The following is a 17,715-nucleotide window of genomic DNA, read 5'->3' as shown; positions in this document are numbered from 1 at the left end:
TCCTGCTTTATCAGGTAGATAACGATAGCCGGTTGCACGGTATTCGACTCTTCGCAACCAAGTAAACGAATAAAATCCCGCTTGAATGGACTAGCCTCAAGCGGGATTTTATCTGATTATTACTCCTTGTATCCGTCTATCCTATCAAGCACTTGCAGCGTCCGAATCAATACAACAGCGGCCTGAGCGCGTGTCGTTTTACCTTTCAGACTGAACTGGTTCGCGCCCGTGCCTGTCATAATGTGAAGCTTGACCATCAGGCGAACGTCTTCCAAGTAGGCGGAGTCCGCCTGGGCGATGTCCTTGTAGCTATCCAAGCTTACAAAATCCTTGGTAAGCGGCAGCTCCTCAAGTTCTACGACCGCCGCCAGCATACTTGCCATTTCTTCACGGGTCAGGGGTTGTTCTGGATTAAAGCTTGTACCGCTTACGAAGTCCAGCAGGCCGAGCTCCTTCGCTGTCGCTACCTCCTCGTAGTACCACGCTCCCGACTTCACATCGACATAAGACACTGCACTGCCGATTGATAGGCCGCGTCCGAGTGCCCGGACGAGCATGGTGGTGAACTCCGCTCTTGTCACGGTTTTGTTGGGTGCAAACTGTCCGTCCCCAATGCCTTTGACAAGTCCCTTCGCCGCTGCTAGCTCAACAAACGATTTGCCCCAATGCGTAAGTGTATCGGTAAAGGTTGCCGCATTCTCGACTATAACGTGCGGGGTATTGAAATACGAGTTGATTTTTACATACCTTATGCCACCGATTTGTACCGATTTGGCGGCTACAAACTCAAATTTCTTCCTAGATTCGTTATACCGGAATGCTCCCCATTGCGCAGGCATATCCTTCATGCTCTTCGGCATCGGAATGTATTTCGTCAGCGTCTTCGTGAGCTTGTCTGCATTTCCGATGGTTTGCTTTGTATTCGTGTTGATGATATCTATCTGATAATCGACAATCTCGCCCATCACTTTACGCTTTGGCAAGCTATCCGCCAAAGCAGCTTGGATTTCTTGATCGCCGGACCGATCGATCAAGGTCATCTTGAAGCTGATATCTTCGCTCTTGAGGCGACTTGCAGCAAGTAAGTCCGCTAGTCCGGGAATGAACGACGCCAATTGGACTGGCACCTGATAGCTGCCGAAGGGAGCCTTGATATCGAAGTAAAAGGCAGCGTTCTTTTTCGCAAAGTCCGTTACAATAGTGGCCGGAATACTGACATAGGCCGCACCATCCTTTGGCGTTACTTCAAACGCGACGAATGGTTTCGTGGTGTCGATGCTGTCCGGGTCAACTGTCGAGCCATTGACGTCGATAACCAGCTTGCGAACGGCAGATGAATGGCTCACTGTAATCGCAAGCGTCTGTGTCGCTCCACCGCTAAACGTGAACGTCAGACTTGTCATTCCAACCAGCTGCTCCGCCAAGTACGCCTTGCTGATGGTAATCGTGTTGCCCGACACGGTATAGTCCGTTCCTGCTGCCAGATTCGTCGCGCCGTTGGCGATGCTTGTCAGCGTATCGCCGTTAAGCTCAAGGGTCGTCGATACATCCGCAGGACTATATTTATCGAAGCTCGCGCTCGTCGGGCTGATCGTTGGCGTCGAATCGCTCACTGTAATCTCAAGCGTCTTTGAAGTTCCGCCGACAAACGTGAACGTCAGACTTGTCGGTCCAACCGGCTTCGTCGCCAAGTACGCCTTGCTGATGGTAATCGTGCTGCCCGACACGGTATAGTCCGTTCCCGCTGCCAGATTCGTCACGCCGTTCGCGATGCTAGTCAAATTATAGCCGTTGAGCACAAGTGTCGTCGATACATCCGCATGACCCGCCGATCCGGTATATTTGTCAAAGCTCGCGCTCGTCGGGCTGATCGTTGGCGTCGAATCGCTCACTGTAATCTCAAGCGTCTGTGTCGCTCCGCCGCTAAACGTGAACGTCAGTCTTGTCGTCCCAACCGGCTGCGCCGCCAAGTACGCCTTGCTGATGGTAATCGTGTTGCCCGACACGGTATAGTCCGTTCCCGCTGCCAGATTCGTCGCGCCGTTGGCGATGCTTGTCAGCGTATTGCCGTTGAGCGCAAATGTCGTCGATACATCCGCATGACCCGCTGATCCGGTATGTATGTCGAAGCTCGCGCTCGTTGGGCTTATCGAGTTCGGTGGCACCGAGTAAAAGGAATAGGCATTGGCTACTCCTGCGGGAACTCCATCCCCCTGAGCTTCGAGAGCCAAAACAAAAAGTTCATGCTGACCATAAGTTATCGAAGACACCGTTGCAGTCCAGTCGCTGCCAGACGGGTTCGCCTGCACCCATGGTCCTTGTGTTGTATCGAGCTGGAAGTACACGCTTTGCACCACCGAGGCATAAGGACTATAACCATTAGTTACCTTGAAAGTAAACGTTGCCTCCGTTCCGTAAGCTTTGTTGTTGGGCAGTGGCAGCACTTCAACTTTTAATGGATTTGTTGTACGTCTAGCGTCATCAATAACCGTTACGTTATGGCTATCACGATTGGTGACATAGATTTTGTTCGTCACCGGATTCACCGCGACTGCTTCTGGATGGCTTCCCACCGGTACCGTCGTCGTCGTATGGGTTACGCCGTCAATGACCGTCACGGTGTCGCTAGAAAAATTGACGGCATAGATTTTGTTTGTCACCGAATTCAACGTGAGATAACGTGGAGTGGCTCCCACCGGTACCGTCGTCGTCGTATCGGTCGCGCCGTTAATAACCGTCACGTTATTACTACTACTATTGGCGACATAGATTTTGTTCGTCACCGAATTCACCACGACGACTTGTGGAAAGGTTCCCACCTGTACCGTCTTCGTCGTATTGTTCGTGCCGTCAATGACCGTCACGGAGCCACTGACCATATTGGCGACATAGATTTTGTTCGTCACCGGATTCACCGCGACTGCATATGGAGCTTCTTCCACCTGTACAGTAATCGTCTGATTTGTCGCGCCGTCAATGACCGTCACGTCAGGACGATTCCCATTGGCGACATAGATTTTGTTCGTCACTGGATTCACCGCGACTGCATATGGAAGTCCTCCCGTTTGTAGCGTCGTCGTCGTATGGGTTGCGCCGTCAATAACCGTCACGGTGCCATAGCGTTCGGCGACATAGATTTTGTTCGTCACCGGATTCACCGCGATTGCAGCTGGATTTCTTCCCGTCTGTACGGACGTCGTCGTATGGGTTGTCCCATCAATGACTGTCACGGAGCCGCTAAACATATCTGCGACATAGATTTTGTTCGTCACCGGATTCACCGCGATTGCAGACTGAGCGTGTCCCACTGGTACCGCCGTCGTCAAATTGTTTGAGCCGTCAATAACCGTCACGTCATTACTAGCATTATTGGCGACATAGATTTTGTTCGTCACCGGATTCACCGCGACTGCATATGGAGTGGTTCCCTGTACCGGCGTAGTCGTATGGGTCGCTCCGTCAATGACCGTTACGGTGTCGCTACCAAAATTTGAGACATAGATTTTGTTCGTCACCGGATTCACTGCGACTGCACTTGGAGTGGTTCCCACCTGTACCGACACCGTCGAATTGTCCGTGCCGTCAATGACCGTCACGGAGTTACTTATCTTATTGGTGACATAGATTTTGTTCGTCACCGGATTCACCGCGACTGCAGATTGAGTGTGTCCCACCGCTACCGACGTCTGCGTATGGGTCGCGCCGTCAATAACCGTCACTTCATTACTAGCACTATTGGCGACATAGATTTTGTTCGTCACCGGATTCACCGTGACTGCACTTGGAGTAGTTCCCACTTGTACCGTCATCGTCTGCGTATCGGTCGCGCCGTCAATGACCGTCACGGAGTTACTTATCTTATTGGTGACATAGATTTTGTTCGTCACCGGATTCACCGCGACTGCAGATTGAGTGTGTCCCACCGCTACCGACGTCTGCGTATCGGTCGCGCCGTCAATAACCGTCACTTCATTACTAGCACTATTGGCGACATAGATTTTGTTCGTCACCGGATTCACCGCGACTGCATTTGGACTCTGTCCCACCGGTACCGTCGTCGGCGTATTAGTCGCACCGTCAATGACCGTCACGGAGTTACTGATCTTATTGGTGACATAGATTTTGTTCGTCACCGGATTCACCGCGACTGCACTTGGAATGGTTCCCACTAGTACCGTCATCGTCGGCGTATCGGTCGCTCCGTCAATAACCGTCACGGAGTTGCCGCCCTCATTGGCGACATAGATTTTGTTCGTCACGGGATTCACGACAACTGCAGTTGGACGGACTCCTACCTGCACCGGCGTCTTCGTATTGGTCGCGCCGTCAATGACCGTCACGGAGCTGCTCCCATTATTGGCGACATAGATTTTGTTCGTCACCGGATTCACCGCGACTACAACTGGCTGGTTTCCCACTGCCACGTCACCCAATTTCATATCTGCCGAAGCCGATGACGGAGTTGCAAGAAGCGCAGTCATTAGAAGACAGATTACGAGAAGACAAGCAAGCCCACTTTCGAGTTTTTTAACGATAGCATTACAATAATTCCGTTTTACGTAGGTTTCCATATATTGATCTTCATCCCTTCTTCAATTGGGAACTTGGGCGGCGACTTTTTGCTCAGATCGGCACGCCCAATGCCCTTAGATGTCTGACTTTGTACCCTCGCTTACTGCGCAGGCAACAGGAGGGGCAAGCTCAGTAGCAACACTAAATACAAGCTGACTATCCTGTGTATCTTATCATAGTAGATTTGCCCATTGATGAAGTTTAAAGAAAACTTTAAGTTCGCGGTCGAGATAAAGCATGCAACGGAGATTTATTTCCCATGTACCCTGCCAATCCTGAGCGAATTGTTACGATTCGGGGGACAGATTATATGCTGGTTGCCAGAAGTGCGTTGTAGGTATGAACATAGCGTTAAGGTTGGTTAGTAGCCTACCATAAGTAGGGTTGAATATACTAAAAAATGGGTCGAAGCGATGTGACTTGGCGCTGTTGACCCATTTTTTGTTTTTTCCGCTAGCCTTGTCATCAGCGTCATCATCGGACGCAAGCTCGAACTTAAAGTTTTCTTTGTAATCCACAATTGACCCCATTCACCATGATAGACTAGGTGGAAATTCGACATAAATTTCCCTGTGTCGGCGTTATCATTCAATTTTCACGTGGGGGCGATTAAACGGTACAAGCAGACGAAGGCCAATCTATTTACATAGAAGAAGACGGGTGCTATAGGGCTATTAATCTGACAGCCCTGACAGCATGGGGGATGAGAGAGCAGTAGGGCAGTAAAGAGGTTCATAACAGCAACTAGAGGAGATGTATAGGTGTGAAGACGGCAACAAAACGAGGTAGAAAGTTAGCATCACGGATTTTGGTGTGGATGCTGATCATCAGCATGGTGATGAGCGAACTGCCGGTACAGCAGGCGACAGCTGCCGAACTGCCGGTGCAACAGGTGGCAGCGGCCGAACCAAGCGGGTTCCAAGATGTTCGACCAACGGACTGGTTCTACGATGCGGCCGTCTATGTCCAGAAGAATGGTATATTCAGCGGAACGGGCGCGGGCATCTTCTCGCCCAAGGGAACGATGACGCGTGCCATGTATGTGACGGCGCTTGGACGAATGGCGGGCGTGGATGTAAGCGAGTATTCCACCTCGACCTTTGCCGATGTGCAGAAGGGCATTTGGTATGCGCCGTATGTAGAGTGGGCGGTTAAGAAAGGGATTACCGCCGGAATGGGCGACGGGATCTTTGCTCCGGATGCAACCGTATCCCGAGAGCAGATGGCGACGATGACTTTGCGGTATTTTGAAAGCTATCAGATTCCCTATGAAACTAGCAATCGCGTAACCACAAGGCCGGGCGATCTCGCGAACGTTTCTTCTTGGGCGGCCGACGCGGTCGTCAAGCTGTGGCAAGCCGGCGTGTTCCTTGGGGATGTAAATGGCAAGTTCAACCCGCATGCCCAAGCGTCTCGTGCGGAAGCGGCTGTTCTCTTCATGCGTAACAACGCGATTGTGGAGGCGTGGGCCAATCAGAATCAAGAGACACCGACGCAGACACCAGTCCCGATGCCGACACCAACCCCGATGCCGACACCCGGACCTGGCGGAAATAGCGGCAACGGCGGCGGAGGAGACGAAGGCAGTACAGGAACCGAATATACGCTTACGTTCGAGAGCAACGGAGGCACGGAGATAGCGGATCAGAAGGTACGGCAAGGGAAAGCGCTGAGCCGCCTGCCTGCCCCGGCGAAAGAAGGGTATATTTTCCAAGGCTGGTTTAGGGACAGCGATTTATCGCTCATCTTCGCGGAGGGCAGCACCGTTACCGCGGACACGAAGTTGTATGCGAAGTATATAGATAGCGTGAATAATGCCGTACAGAGCACTCCCAGCTACTCTAAAATGGATGTCGCTCCGGGCTTCACTATCGCTGTCAACGATGCGACCGGCAGTCTGACTGCGTCTGAGGTACAAGCGGGGATAGCGTTCGAGGATACCTCGAATCCGGATTTCGCGGGGATTACCGTCACCGGAAAGAACGGTCTCTTCACCGTAGCGTCCGCAGCCGATGACGGTCTGTTCACAGAAGGCAACACCTATCAACTGACGTTGACGGACGACAATCTGTCCTTCCAAGATCAAGATGCGACGACGAGCATCTATGTGTTTAGCGTTGCTAAGGAAGAAGTTATGAACATTGCACTTAATCCGAATATGAAATATCTGCGCTTCGCGGATGTCACGGATATGATGATGAATGGCGCGGAAGTAGGTTCGCCTGCAATTCCGGTAATCACGACGACGGTGGGGGGCAGCGAGACCGGTCTTGTCGCGGCGAATGCGAACAGAGGAACGTTCGCGTATACCGGAATCCTCGAGCTTCAAGTTGGCGATACTGTCGCCATCTATGAAGGGGTTCGCCCTGATCTGCGGACGGTAGACACAACCGGTGTCGACGACGGCGATGTCGCCTATGTCCAGATCACAGCGATTAACGGCAACACCTATACCTATGATCATGCGGATGCCAAGCAAGTGTTGTTCAAGCCGGATGTTCTGCCTGTGAGCGTAGAAGCGGATACGGATGGAGACCCGGATAACGGCTCAATCACAGTAGTGCACACCGCGATGAACTACAGCGACAGTAAGTATGCGCCGCTAGGTTTGGATGAACTCACCACCGTCGATGTCGGCGATTTTATCGCTTTCTATGAGGGTAAATTTGGCGGACAGGACTCCAGAGTAATCGGTTATGGACGCATTACGTCGATCACGCCCGACGCGGAGATGGATATCATAACTTATACCGATGCTACAGAGGAAGATATCGTGCATATCTTCGACGTCTATCAGAAGCAAGCGATTGACGGCGACCAACTGCTGTCGAAGGAGGATATCGCGAAGCTCGAGGATCAAATTAAGAAGCAAGCGATAGCCAGCGGATTCGTCGATCAAGCCGCGAATTATCTATCTACTCTGGCCATGGAGACGGATGCATTCAAGACACAGATGGAGGTCAGAATGCTATCGGCCTCAAAAGTTGCAGGCAAAATCAGTGTGGAGAATCTGACCGTCGTACCTTCACTTGGTACGAGAGTGAAGCATATTGCCGGACAAACCTCCGGAGTCAGTGCTTCGCTTCAAATAGGAGCCGATATTGTCATTCGTATCCATGAAGAAAGCGACCTCGTCATCCATATGACCGGTACATTCCTTCAAGAGATCAGCTTGAATCTCGGCGTCAATGGGAGCACGGAATGGGGGGAGGTATGCGTCTGGGTTCTCTGCATCCCCTACCCGAATGACTATCGTGTCACCGCTGATCTGGATACCTATACGTATACCGGGATCAACATTACGGCGAAGATGGCCACCGTCGAACACGATAAGCTGCAGGATGCGCTGGATGACTGGGATAAAGCAGCTACTGGCGGCAAGCTAGGCAAGGTTCGTGACATCGCGACAGAGATGCAAGCGTTAATCAACGGTGTGCAAGATACCTCAGTAGACTCGGCGGTATTGAAGGCACAGTATCAAGAGATGATGGAGAAAGACACGGATTGGGTTCCGTTAATCAAGAAGAAGCTCTTCGAGAAGAGCGTGCGCGTGGTTTTTAGCATCATTGAAGTCAACTTTTCAGCAGAATTCGTAGTCAGCGCCAATGTGAACCTGACGATCGGGGCCGATTTCAACTATACGACGGCCAAGCGCTACTCGGCTACCGTGCGTGTGCTTAGTTTCACAGGCACGAGCAGCACCGTAAGCTTGCCAGGTGACGGCAATTACCAGTTTACGTTCTATGTCATGGGGTCGCTCGGATTGCGGGCGGGCATTCTTCTGGAGCTTAAAGCGGGGGTTGGAAGCGTTAAGCTGAATAGCATCGGGCTGTCCATCGAAGCCGGTGCTTATGTGAATCTGTGGGGGTATTTCTATTATCAGTTGAAGCAATTGAACGGGGTGCAGACCACCAAGTCAATGGGCGCTCTGTATGTAGAAATAGGCATCTATCTGGAGAGCGCAGTAGGCGCCCAATTGGGCGACGGATTGCTCTCGGCCAAGGTGCCGATATACGAGAACACATGGCCGCTGTACACGGTTGGCCAGCAACAGGTTATTGACGACTTTGCCTATTCGCAGGATGAAGCGCCCGAGCTGATCTTGGCGGGCTCCTCGTCATCCATCGAAGTGCCGCAGATGTTGTTCTCGATGAGTGCGTTTGATTTGAAGACAGGCAACACGGATACCCTGGAGTATGGCTTGAGATATGATCTTTTCGATATCCGGTTGGACGGGGATTGGAATTTCATGAGCAGGTCGACTAAGGAGAAAATCGTAATCGAAGTGATCAACAGGAACTTACAGACGAGCCGGGGCAGCCTGGTCATCACCTGGAAGGGGAAGGCGCCGCTGTCGTTCACGTCCCAACCGCTAAAGCGCACGATTCCGGTGATTTGGATGGCCAGAGCGGGCGACAAAACTCTCCAACTGGACCCTCAGAACGGCGGAGTGAACCAGCTTATCGTTGCCCCTTATAGAGCGGCGATCAGAGCGACCACCCCGGTATATCAGGGATACAAGTTTGACGGCTGGTATACGGCTGCTTCCGGCGGCACGAAGACGACGGTTCCGAGTGTCATGCCAGCGGAGGATCAGAAGCTGTACGCGCACTGGATCGCGAACACGAATACGCCGTATACCGTTCAACATTATTTGATAGACCCGAATACCAAAACAGCGACTTCTCCTGTGTATACGGAAAAGAGAACCGGAACAACGGGTACGGAAGTTCGGATCACCTCGGACAGGTATAAGAGTATAGGCTATAAGGACGGTACAGTAAGCGGCGTGTTGATCAAGGGTGACGGCTCGACAGTTGTCAGGCTTGATTACTATCCTGCGAATCGCACGATGACCTTCGTTGGGGGTTATACGGGTGCGCCCGGAAGCTCGCTAACGGAAGCAACCGGCAAGAACATCGCGGCTCGTATACCGCTGCCGACAAGACCGGGATATACGTTCGCTGGCTGGTTGCCGGATGCTCCAAGTGCGATGCCGGATGTGGACACCACGTATACCGCGAAGTGGACAGCGAGAGAGGACACGCCTTACCAGGTCGTATACTTGCTGCAAAATATCGGAACCAACACCTATACGGTTGCGGATACAGAATTGTATCGCGGGACAACCGATACCGAGGCGAGCCTGACGAATCCGACAAGATCCTATGAGGGCTTTACGTTCAACGGCAGCGTTCCGGGGACTGTGCTGGCGGCTCCAATCGCGGGCAAAGGCACAACGGTGCTGAAGCTGTACTACATGCGCAGTAGCCCAGCCATGACGATCAATTACAATGGATCCGGCGTTGCGACTAAAGTCGTTGACGTACCGTTCGGGGCAACGACGGAGTTGTACCTGGGTACTCCGACCCGGCAGGGGCATACATTCACGGGATGGTTGCCCGCTTCTCTGACCACGATGCCCGCCCAGGCTGTCGAGTTCACCGCTCAGTGGACGCTGAACACCCATACGGTGAACTTCAACAGCAACGGCGGTTCGGCGGTGGCTGACCAAACAGTAGGCTACGGCTCTCAGGCAAGCGAACCGGATGAACCGACGAAGGATGATCTGGTGTTCGGCGGTTGGTACAGCGACAGCGCTCTGGCAAGCGACTATAACTTCGCAACACAGGTGACGGCAGACCTCACATTATATGCGAAGTGGCTGCGCAGCTACACCGTGCGATTTGATAGCAACGGCGGGTCGGAGGTGGCTGACCAGAAGGTAAACGAAGGAGTCAAGGCTGCGGTTCCTGGCGCGCCGACGAAGGAAGGCTATGTGTTCGGAGGCTGGCACAGCGACAGCGGCTTGACGAGCCGCTATGACTTCGAAGCGAGGACAGTGGCGGCTAACATTACCTTGTATGCGAAGTGGGCGATTGCTCCCAAAAACAATTACACGGTGAGCTTCAATAGCAACGGCGGCACGGCAGTGGCTGCTCTGACGGTAGAGGATGGAGCCGTGGCTACGGCGCCCGGCACACCGACCAAGGCAGGCTATGTGTTCGGAGGCTGGCACAGCGACAGCGGCTTGACGAGACCTTTCAACTTCTCGACGACACCGATCGAGACTAACCTTACGCTGTACGCGAAGTGGACGACGATCAGCTACACGGTGAGCTTCAACAGCAACAGCGGGTCGGCGGTGGCTAACCAGTCGGTGGGATATAACGGCAAGGCTGCGGCGCCTGCTGCACCGACGAGGAACGGCTACAAGTTCGTCGGTTGGTACAGCGATGCCGCTCTGACAACAGCCTACAATTTTGCGACGGTGGTGACGGCTAACCTTACGCTATATGCGAAGTGGACGGCAGTCTACACGGTCAGCTTCAACAGTAATGGCGGTTCGAATGTAGCCGCCCAGACAGTGGAATATGGCGGCACGGCTGCGACGCCTGCCGTTCCGACGAAGACCGATTATACATTCCTCGGTTGGTACAGCGACAGCAGCTTGACGATCGGCTACATCTTCACAACGCCGGTGACGGGTAACCTCACATTATACGCGAAGTGGAAATCTAACAAATTCACCGTGAGCTTCGACAGCGACGGCGGGTCAGCCGTAGAGAGTCGGTCGGTGAATCCTGGCGAGAAACTATGGTCAGCACCTTCTAAAGCACCGAGGTGGATGGGTTACAGGTTCGAGGGTTGGTACAGCGATCCCGAACGGACGCTCGTCTACGACTTCACGACGCCGGTGACGTCAGACATCACCCTGTACGCGAAGTGGATGATGACAACGTGGCTAGATTTGGGTGAGTTGGGAGAAAATAGGGTGATTAAAGCGTCGAATATCGTGTTCGATCGCCGGGGTACTCCTTATGTTGCTTATGTGAATAGTGATAGCTATGAAATCCGTGATTTCCAGGTATTCGTGATGAAATACGAGGAAGGCGAGTGGCGGGTCGTTGGCGATTTACCCGCTGCCGCATTCTACACCAACGATAGTAATCATACAAAAAAGCTTGAAATAACGCTTGCCATGGACAGCGAGGACACGCTTTACGTTGCTTATTATGGTAAATCCCAAACACTAATCGTGAAGAAATATATCGGAGACACTTGGGAAGACGTAGGGAGTATACCAAAAGCGGGGTTCGGCGCCTCCATTGCCTTCGACAAGGCTGGCACTCCTTATATGTCTTATATCGAAGAGGTTTCGAGCACCGTTCGCTACGTCAATGTGGTGAAGTACACAACTGGCAAATGGGTGCAGATAGATCGTATTAAGGCCTTTAGCTATAAAACAGTCATCGCGTTAGACCCAAGCGACACCCCCTATGTATTCTATGCGTTTGAACCTAGCGAAGGTGCTTATTATAGAACAGCTGTGATGAAGTATGAGGGAGTGGGGGATGTTCGGAAGGATATATATCCCCAAGCAAATCAATTAGCGCATGATTTCAGTGCCTCATTCGCGCTTGATCCAGATGGCGTACCTTATATGTTTTATATCGAGATGAATGGGAGTGCTAGAGCACGCGTGGAGAAATATACGGGCTCCGCTTGGGAGACTGTAGGTACTACCGTACTTCCTGCCAAGCCGCATTATTCGGCTGCTGGGGCTGACGACGTAAGTATCGCCTTCGATAGCGAAAAGATTCCTTATGTTGCTTTTCGAGATTCTACACAAGGCGATAGGATGACTGTGGTGAAATACGAGAACGCAGCTTGGAACCCCGTAGAGAATGCCGGCTTCTCCGAGAAGGTCCCATCAGGCCTAAGCATCGCTATAGACAGCACCGACAGCATTTATGTGAACTACTTTGAAATGGGTAAAAATTTGACCGTACTGAAATACGATCCGTACTTTCATCAACGTTGACAGATCAGACTGGCAGAACAGCCTACTCCTATCGGAGTAGGCTGTTCTGCTGTGAGCCCGGCATGGGCCATAACGGGGGACAAGCTATATGCTGGTTGCCAGAGGTACGTTGTAAGCGCGAACTTAAAGTTTTCTTTACATTCCACAAACGGACTAATCCACCATGATAGTATATGGATATATTCATGTGGTTCATGAGAAGGGAATAGAGGGAAGCGGGCTCGGGTTGGCGATTCGCAGGGAAATCGTACAAGCGCATGGAGGAACGGTTCGAGCGGAGTGCGACGGCAAGACGGGATTTGTATCGCTTCCATGTCAGGTAAAAGAAGGAAGGTGAAGGTGTGGTGGACACTCACAAAATCATGATCGTCGATGATGATCCCCATATCTGCGAGATTGTTCAGGCGTATTGCGAGAGGGAGGGTTTCCTATCCGCTTACAGTCATAGAGGGACAGAAGCCATGAAGCTGCTTACGTCTTTCGAGCCGGATTTGATTGTATTGGATGTAATGCTGGCTAATGAAAACGGCATTGATTGGTGCATGAACGCACGTAGCTACACGAATGCGCCGATCGTGTTTCTGAGCAGTCGTGAAGAAGATGAGGTGAAGATCAGCGCATTATCCTATGGCGGCGACGATTACGTGACCAAGCCGTTTAGTCCGGGAGTCCTCATGGCCAAGATTAAAGCTCATCTCCGCAGAGTATCGACGGGCAGAAGGGAACAACTGCTGGAGTTACCGGGTCTGACGCTGGATTTCTTCGCACAGTCCGTCAACATGGAGAGTAGAACCATTCTTTTATCGAAAAAAGAGTTCAGTTTACTGTCCTATATGGCACAGAACGTGAATCGTGCCGTCAGTGTCGATGCGTTGTTTCAGCTCATCTGGGGAACGGAGAGTGTGGAGGATACAAGAACGGTCGCTGTACACATCAGTAATTTACGCAAGAAAATTGAGGCTGACCCCGCCCATCCGGAGAGAATCGTTACGATTCGGGGGACAGGCTATATGCTGGTTGCCAGAAGTGCGTACGCGCAAACTTAAACGAACCATTTCCGCCACTCCCCACATTTCAACATTGGAGGAATAACTTTAACATGGTTATACATTTCGCTTCTTCGGGGGCTCAGCTTGGAACTTTCGAGCCTTTTGAAATTGGAGACGCAGAGGTCGTGCTTACGGGCGTATGGCTAGATCATCTAGATCCTTCATATCGGATCATGTTTGAAATTTAAATCGGATGGGATAAACCGATCCACGCCGATTTAGGCGAATTGGAAATCATGATTCGAAAAAGAGACTTTACCGGGGATATCGTCGATTGGACCCAAGAAACGTGCTTCAACACTGCTTTAACGATTATCGATGCGAGTACGGTGGAAGGATCGCCTTATCAGAACTATGTAGCGAGCAATGACATTGTCGTTACAGGAGTAAGGCACGGAGAAAAGTGGCATGAAAAGTTACTTACGAATGAAGAATCAATGATCGCGAAAGAATTGGATAGTTTTTATAGAATTCCGGCCGACCATCGGGAGTTGAATTACAGCCATGATTATGTGAGCGAAGGCATTAGTCCTTATCTTGATAGTGAATATTCTTCATGCAGCGCCAGACGGCTTCAAATAAGCGATATAAAAAGCAAATTACTGACATTGGATTGTATACAAGAAGCAATGGGCAATGGGGGGAGGAATTGTCATTAAATACTTAATTATCGGCGCTGGAGGTATGGCGGGCCACTTAGTTACCCTTTACTTAAGAGAGCAAGGTCATTCCGTTACCACGATTACTAGACGTGCACTGTCGTTTACTCCCTATACGGTTTGCGATGTGAGAGAATTGAAAAAATTGAATGAAATGATTATAGCTGAACAGTACGATACAATCGTCAATTGCTCGGGAATTCTTAACCGCGAAGCCGATTCCCGGCCATCTGAAGCCATTTTCGTTAATAGTTTTCTGCCCAATCACTTAAGCGATATTACGAGGGACACGAACACGCAAGTTATTCACATTAGTACGGATTGCGTCTTTTCAGGCCGTCAGGGAGGATATTCGGAACACTCGTACCGGGACGGAATTTCTTTATACGATCGTTCTAAAGCGCTTGGTGAAATCGATAACCATAAAGATCTTACCTTTCGTACTTCTTTAGTTGGACCGGACTTAAACCCCGACGGTATCGGATTATTGAACTGGTATATGAAACAAGAGAAGGAAATGGTCGGATTCGTCAAAGCGATTTGGACAGGAGTTTCGACTTTAACGCTAGCGAAAGCGATAGAAAAAGCGTCTATCGTTAAGTTAAGCGGGATCTATCATCTAGTTAATCAAAACTCTATTCATAAGTTCGGTTTGTTACAACTGTTTAATAAACATTTCACCGATAACAAAAGAATCATTCATCCAAGCGAAAGTTTCGTTGTGGACAAATCTCTTATCAACAACAGGACGGACTTTGAATTTATCGTATCGTCATACGAAACAATGGTCACCGACATGAAAAATTGGATGATACAGCATAAAGAGTTGTATCCGCATTACTTTAAAGATTGAAAGCGCACCTGTCATTATTTGAGTGATCGAAGTGTATGGAAGCACGACTTCTCGGTTATACACAACAGCCCTAATACTTTAAACCGAAACGGCAGAGATGCCGTTTTTTGCGTTTTACAATACTTACCATCCACTCATCTAGAGTCAGTCATAATATTTACATCTAGTTTACATAACTCTGTACGCTAATCTAATAATAAACTCGTAAACTGGTATTTGTATTGTTAACAGGGGATCTAAATGAGTCGGAATTTCAGAAAGGATAAAATAATTTGAAAAACAAACTAATGAAGAAATGGAAAATATGGCTGCTAATTATCATTTTAGCTATAGCAGCGATAATGATAGGTTTTCTAGCTGTAAACAAAAAGAACAATGAGAAAACATTATTGTATCCTATACAAGTCGATGGGAAATGGGGCTATATAAATAAAATGGGGAAGATCGTCGTAGAACCAATTTATGCATGGGCCGATGATTTTTATGATGGTGTTGCCATCGTTCTAATAAAAGACAGTTCAGATGGCAGCAAAGATTCGAAGGAAGGTGCTAGTTTAAAATATGGTGCTATTGATACTACCGGAAAAATGGTAGTAAAGCCGGATTTTTCATCCATAACCATGTTTAACGAAGGTGTGGCAGGTGCGGTTAAAATAGATGAAATGACGTATGATCTTACATACTTCATCATAGATAGAAGGGGGAAAATTTTAAACACTTTACCTTCTGAAATGCAGATCGCTTCTATGCTGTTCAATGGAATGGGTATGCAGACGCAAAGTGAAGGTCTGATATTAGTACAAGATGATAAAACTGAAATGTACGGGTATATTGATCGCTATGGGAAAATTATCATTCCATATCAATATTATGAAGCCTATAGCTTTTCAGATGGCTTAGCTTTAGTAAAGAATGATAAGCACTACCAGTATATCGACAAAACAGGAAAAGTAATGATTGACGCTAGTAAATATATCTTCGGCAAAAGCTTCTCGGAAGGATTAGCAGCCGTAGCAGTGGAGAATAAAGAACGGTCCACTGTTGAGTACGGATATATTGATACAAAGGGCAATATGAAGATAGAACCTAAATATGCAAGGGCATATCGTTTTTCAGAAGGGCTTGCAAAGGTATGCGTGGGCGAAAGCATCAACGAATATTCAATAGGATATATAGATGAATCCGGAGCATATAAAATTGGCCCTACATTAAGTGATAGCTATGGTGAGACACTGATTTCAGAAGGCTTAGTTCCAATTGCAGATGGGGCTGGCGGGTATATGAATATGGAAGGGAAACTTAGTATTGATCCGGTTGTTACGCAAGTTGAGGACAATTACTTAAAACACAATATGGCCGGAGAATTTAGAAATGGAATTGCAAAAGTAAGCTTGTCCGATGAAAGCATTGGATATATCGATAGAACCGGAAAATATATCTGGGACCCTCGTAAATAACTAGTGAACTTAATCATTTAAGAACAAGTATTTGACCTGGATTTAATAATGAAATGATAGATTTGGTAGGCATCGAATATTACAACCGATTTCTGCAGAACTAGAAGCAGAAACAGAAAAGGAGAACATATATGGCGGTTTTGCGATGGCGCTTCTTTCTGTCAATTTTCATGACGCTGCTAGTACTACTTCTGTCGTTTGAGCATCGAGCGGATGCTCATGGCTATAGCGCGACCTATTCGACATTGGAATTGTATAAATCGAAGACGGAGTTTATTTATGCACTCGATGATTTATCGGTCATAGAGCTTGTGGGGGGTGATACCAATAATGACAGAACGCTCGATTCAAAGGAATTCGCTGCAGTGGATCAGAAGCTGCTGGAGATTCTGAAGAGCAAAGTCGATTTGAAAATTAACGGAGAAAGCACGGAGTGGACTCAAATTGAGAGTCTCATTATGCACGGCAAAAAAGCGATTCTGAAGGCATCCTTCCCGGCGGTAGCGGCAGAGCAGCAGATCCAACTGACCGATCAATTGTATATGAATGACACAGCGAGCAATTACGTAAACCTACTGACGATTTATTACGGAAACCAGAAAAGCACAGCGGCAATCGCGGGCAGCAACCGGACCTGGACGATGCAAATAACGGAAAATGATTATGCCGGATTGCAGTCGGGCGATGCTTCGCCTCAGCAGCAACAGCCTGAGGAGGCAGCTTCATCAAGCACGATGGGCGGCTGGCTGTCTTTTTTCGTGCTGGGGATGAATCATATTTTATCGGGATACGATCACCTTTTGTTCTTGTTCTCTCTGCTCATCGCAAGGCAAACGTTCAAGCAGTATGCGGGGACGATCACAGCGTTCACGGTTGCGCATAGTATTACCTTGGCCTTGACAGTCACAGGTGTGATCCATATTTCCTCCCGTATTGTGGAGCCGCTCATTGCGCTGAGCATTTGTTATGTCGCTTTGGACAATTTAATTCGCAAGAAAGTCAGCTACCGATGGATATTGACCTTCATCTTCGGACTGATTCATGGGATGGGTTTTGCGGACATCTTGACGGAAATGAACATTCCGAAAAGCGAATTGGTGGTGAATCTGATCAGTTTTAATGTCGGCATTGAAACCGTTCAGGTGATCATCGTTGCCCTGTTGCTGCCTGCGTTGGCTCTTCTTTATCGCTGGAAGCACTCGAGACGCGTTGTTGTTGCCTGCTCCGCCGTGGCCCTGATGCTAGGCGGACTGTGGCTTGTCGAACGGGTATTTACGGATTTATGAATTTACTGGATAGT

10 protein-coding genes are annotated in these 17,715 nt (G+C 49.5%); 8 read left to right on the top strand and 2 right to left on the bottom strand.

Features of this window, described 5'->3' with window-relative positions; all coding sequences use genetic code 11:
- Window positions 1–119 precede the first annotated feature (119 nt).
- Together KCTCHS21_RS24990 and KCTCHS21_RS31280 are read right to left on the bottom strand one after the other, a co-directional pair.
- Window positions 120–4,481, bottom strand: coding sequence for a X2-like carbohydrate binding domain-containing protein (locus KCTCHS21_RS24990; RefSeq protein WP_162309379.1), 4,362 nt, complete (start codon window positions 4,479–4,481; stop codon window positions 120–122).
- Between the two features lie 378 nt (window positions 4,482–4,859).
- Window positions 4,860–5,102 carry a hypothetical protein gene (locus tag KCTCHS21_RS31280; RefSeq protein WP_130614512.1) on the bottom strand — a complete coding sequence of 81 codons (243 nt, stop codon included), beginning with the start codon at window positions 5,100–5,102 and terminating at the stop codon, window positions 4,860–4,862.
- A gap of 353 nt (window positions 5,103–5,455) precedes the next feature.
- Between KCTCHS21_RS31280 and KCTCHS21_RS24980 the strand changes: the two genes are divergently transcribed.
- The 8 genes from KCTCHS21_RS24980 (at window position 5,456) to KCTCHS21_RS24955 (ending at window position 17,701) form a co-directional block, all read left to right on the top strand.
- Window positions 5,456–12,397: an InlB B-repeat-containing protein gene (locus tag KCTCHS21_RS24980; protein WP_162309378.1), complete on the top strand. Its 6,942-nt coding sequence runs from the start codon at window positions 5,456–5,458 to the stop codon at window positions 12,395–12,397.
- Between the two features lie 163 nt (window positions 12,398–12,560).
- Window positions 12,561–12,734 (top strand): hypothetical protein, encoded by a 174-nt coding sequence (locus KCTCHS21_RS30735; protein WP_157994118.1) that lies wholly within the window; start codon window positions 12,561–12,563, stop codon window positions 12,732–12,734.
- 7 nt (window positions 12,735–12,741) lie between these two features.
- Entirely contained in the window at window positions 12,742–13,443 is a 702-nt protein-coding gene (locus KCTCHS21_RS24975; protein ID WP_130614508.1) for a response regulator transcription factor, read from the top strand.
- A 53-nt stretch (window positions 13,444–13,496) separates the two neighbouring features.
- A complete protein-coding gene (locus tag KCTCHS21_RS30970; protein WP_157994117.1) occupies window positions 13,497–13,634 on the top strand; it encodes a hypothetical protein in 138 nt (45 codons plus the stop codon).
- A 48-nt stretch (window positions 13,635–13,682) separates the two neighbouring features.
- Window positions 13,683–14,105, top strand: coding sequence for a polysaccharide biosynthesis protein (locus KCTCHS21_RS24970; RefSeq protein ID WP_130614506.1), 423 nt, complete (start codon window positions 13,683–13,685; stop codon window positions 14,103–14,105).
- The gene (locus tag KCTCHS21_RS24965; protein ID WP_232057956.1) at window positions 14,083–14,958 is read left to right on the top strand and encodes a sugar nucleotide-binding protein; all 876 of its coding nucleotides are present in this window, start codon (window positions 14,083–14,085) and stop codon (window positions 14,956–14,958) included. Before KCTCHS21_RS24970 ends, KCTCHS21_RS24965 begins: the two co-directional genes overlap by 23 nt.
- 272 nt (window positions 14,959–15,230) lie before the next feature.
- The gene (locus KCTCHS21_RS24960) at window positions 15,231–16,415 is read left to right on the top strand and encodes a WG repeat-containing protein (protein WP_145988979.1); all 1,185 of its coding nucleotides are present in this window, start codon (window positions 15,231–15,233) and stop codon (window positions 16,413–16,415) included.
- Between the two features lie 170 nt (window positions 16,416–16,585).
- Window positions 16,586–17,701, top strand: a complete 1,116-nt coding sequence (locus KCTCHS21_RS24955; protein ID WP_162309377.1) for a HupE/UreJ family protein — start codon at window positions 16,586–16,588, stop codon at window positions 17,699–17,701.
- The last annotated feature ends 14 nt before the right edge of the window (window positions 17,702–17,715 follow it).

Origin of the sequence: Cohnella abietis (assembly GCF_004295585.1) — a bacterium.
Taxonomy (GTDB): Bacteria; Bacillota; Bacilli; order Paenibacillales; family Paenibacillaceae; genus Cohnella; species Cohnella abietis.
The sequence above is the reverse complement of the archived record's forward strand: the minus strand, read 5'-3'. Positions and strand labels throughout refer to the sequence as shown.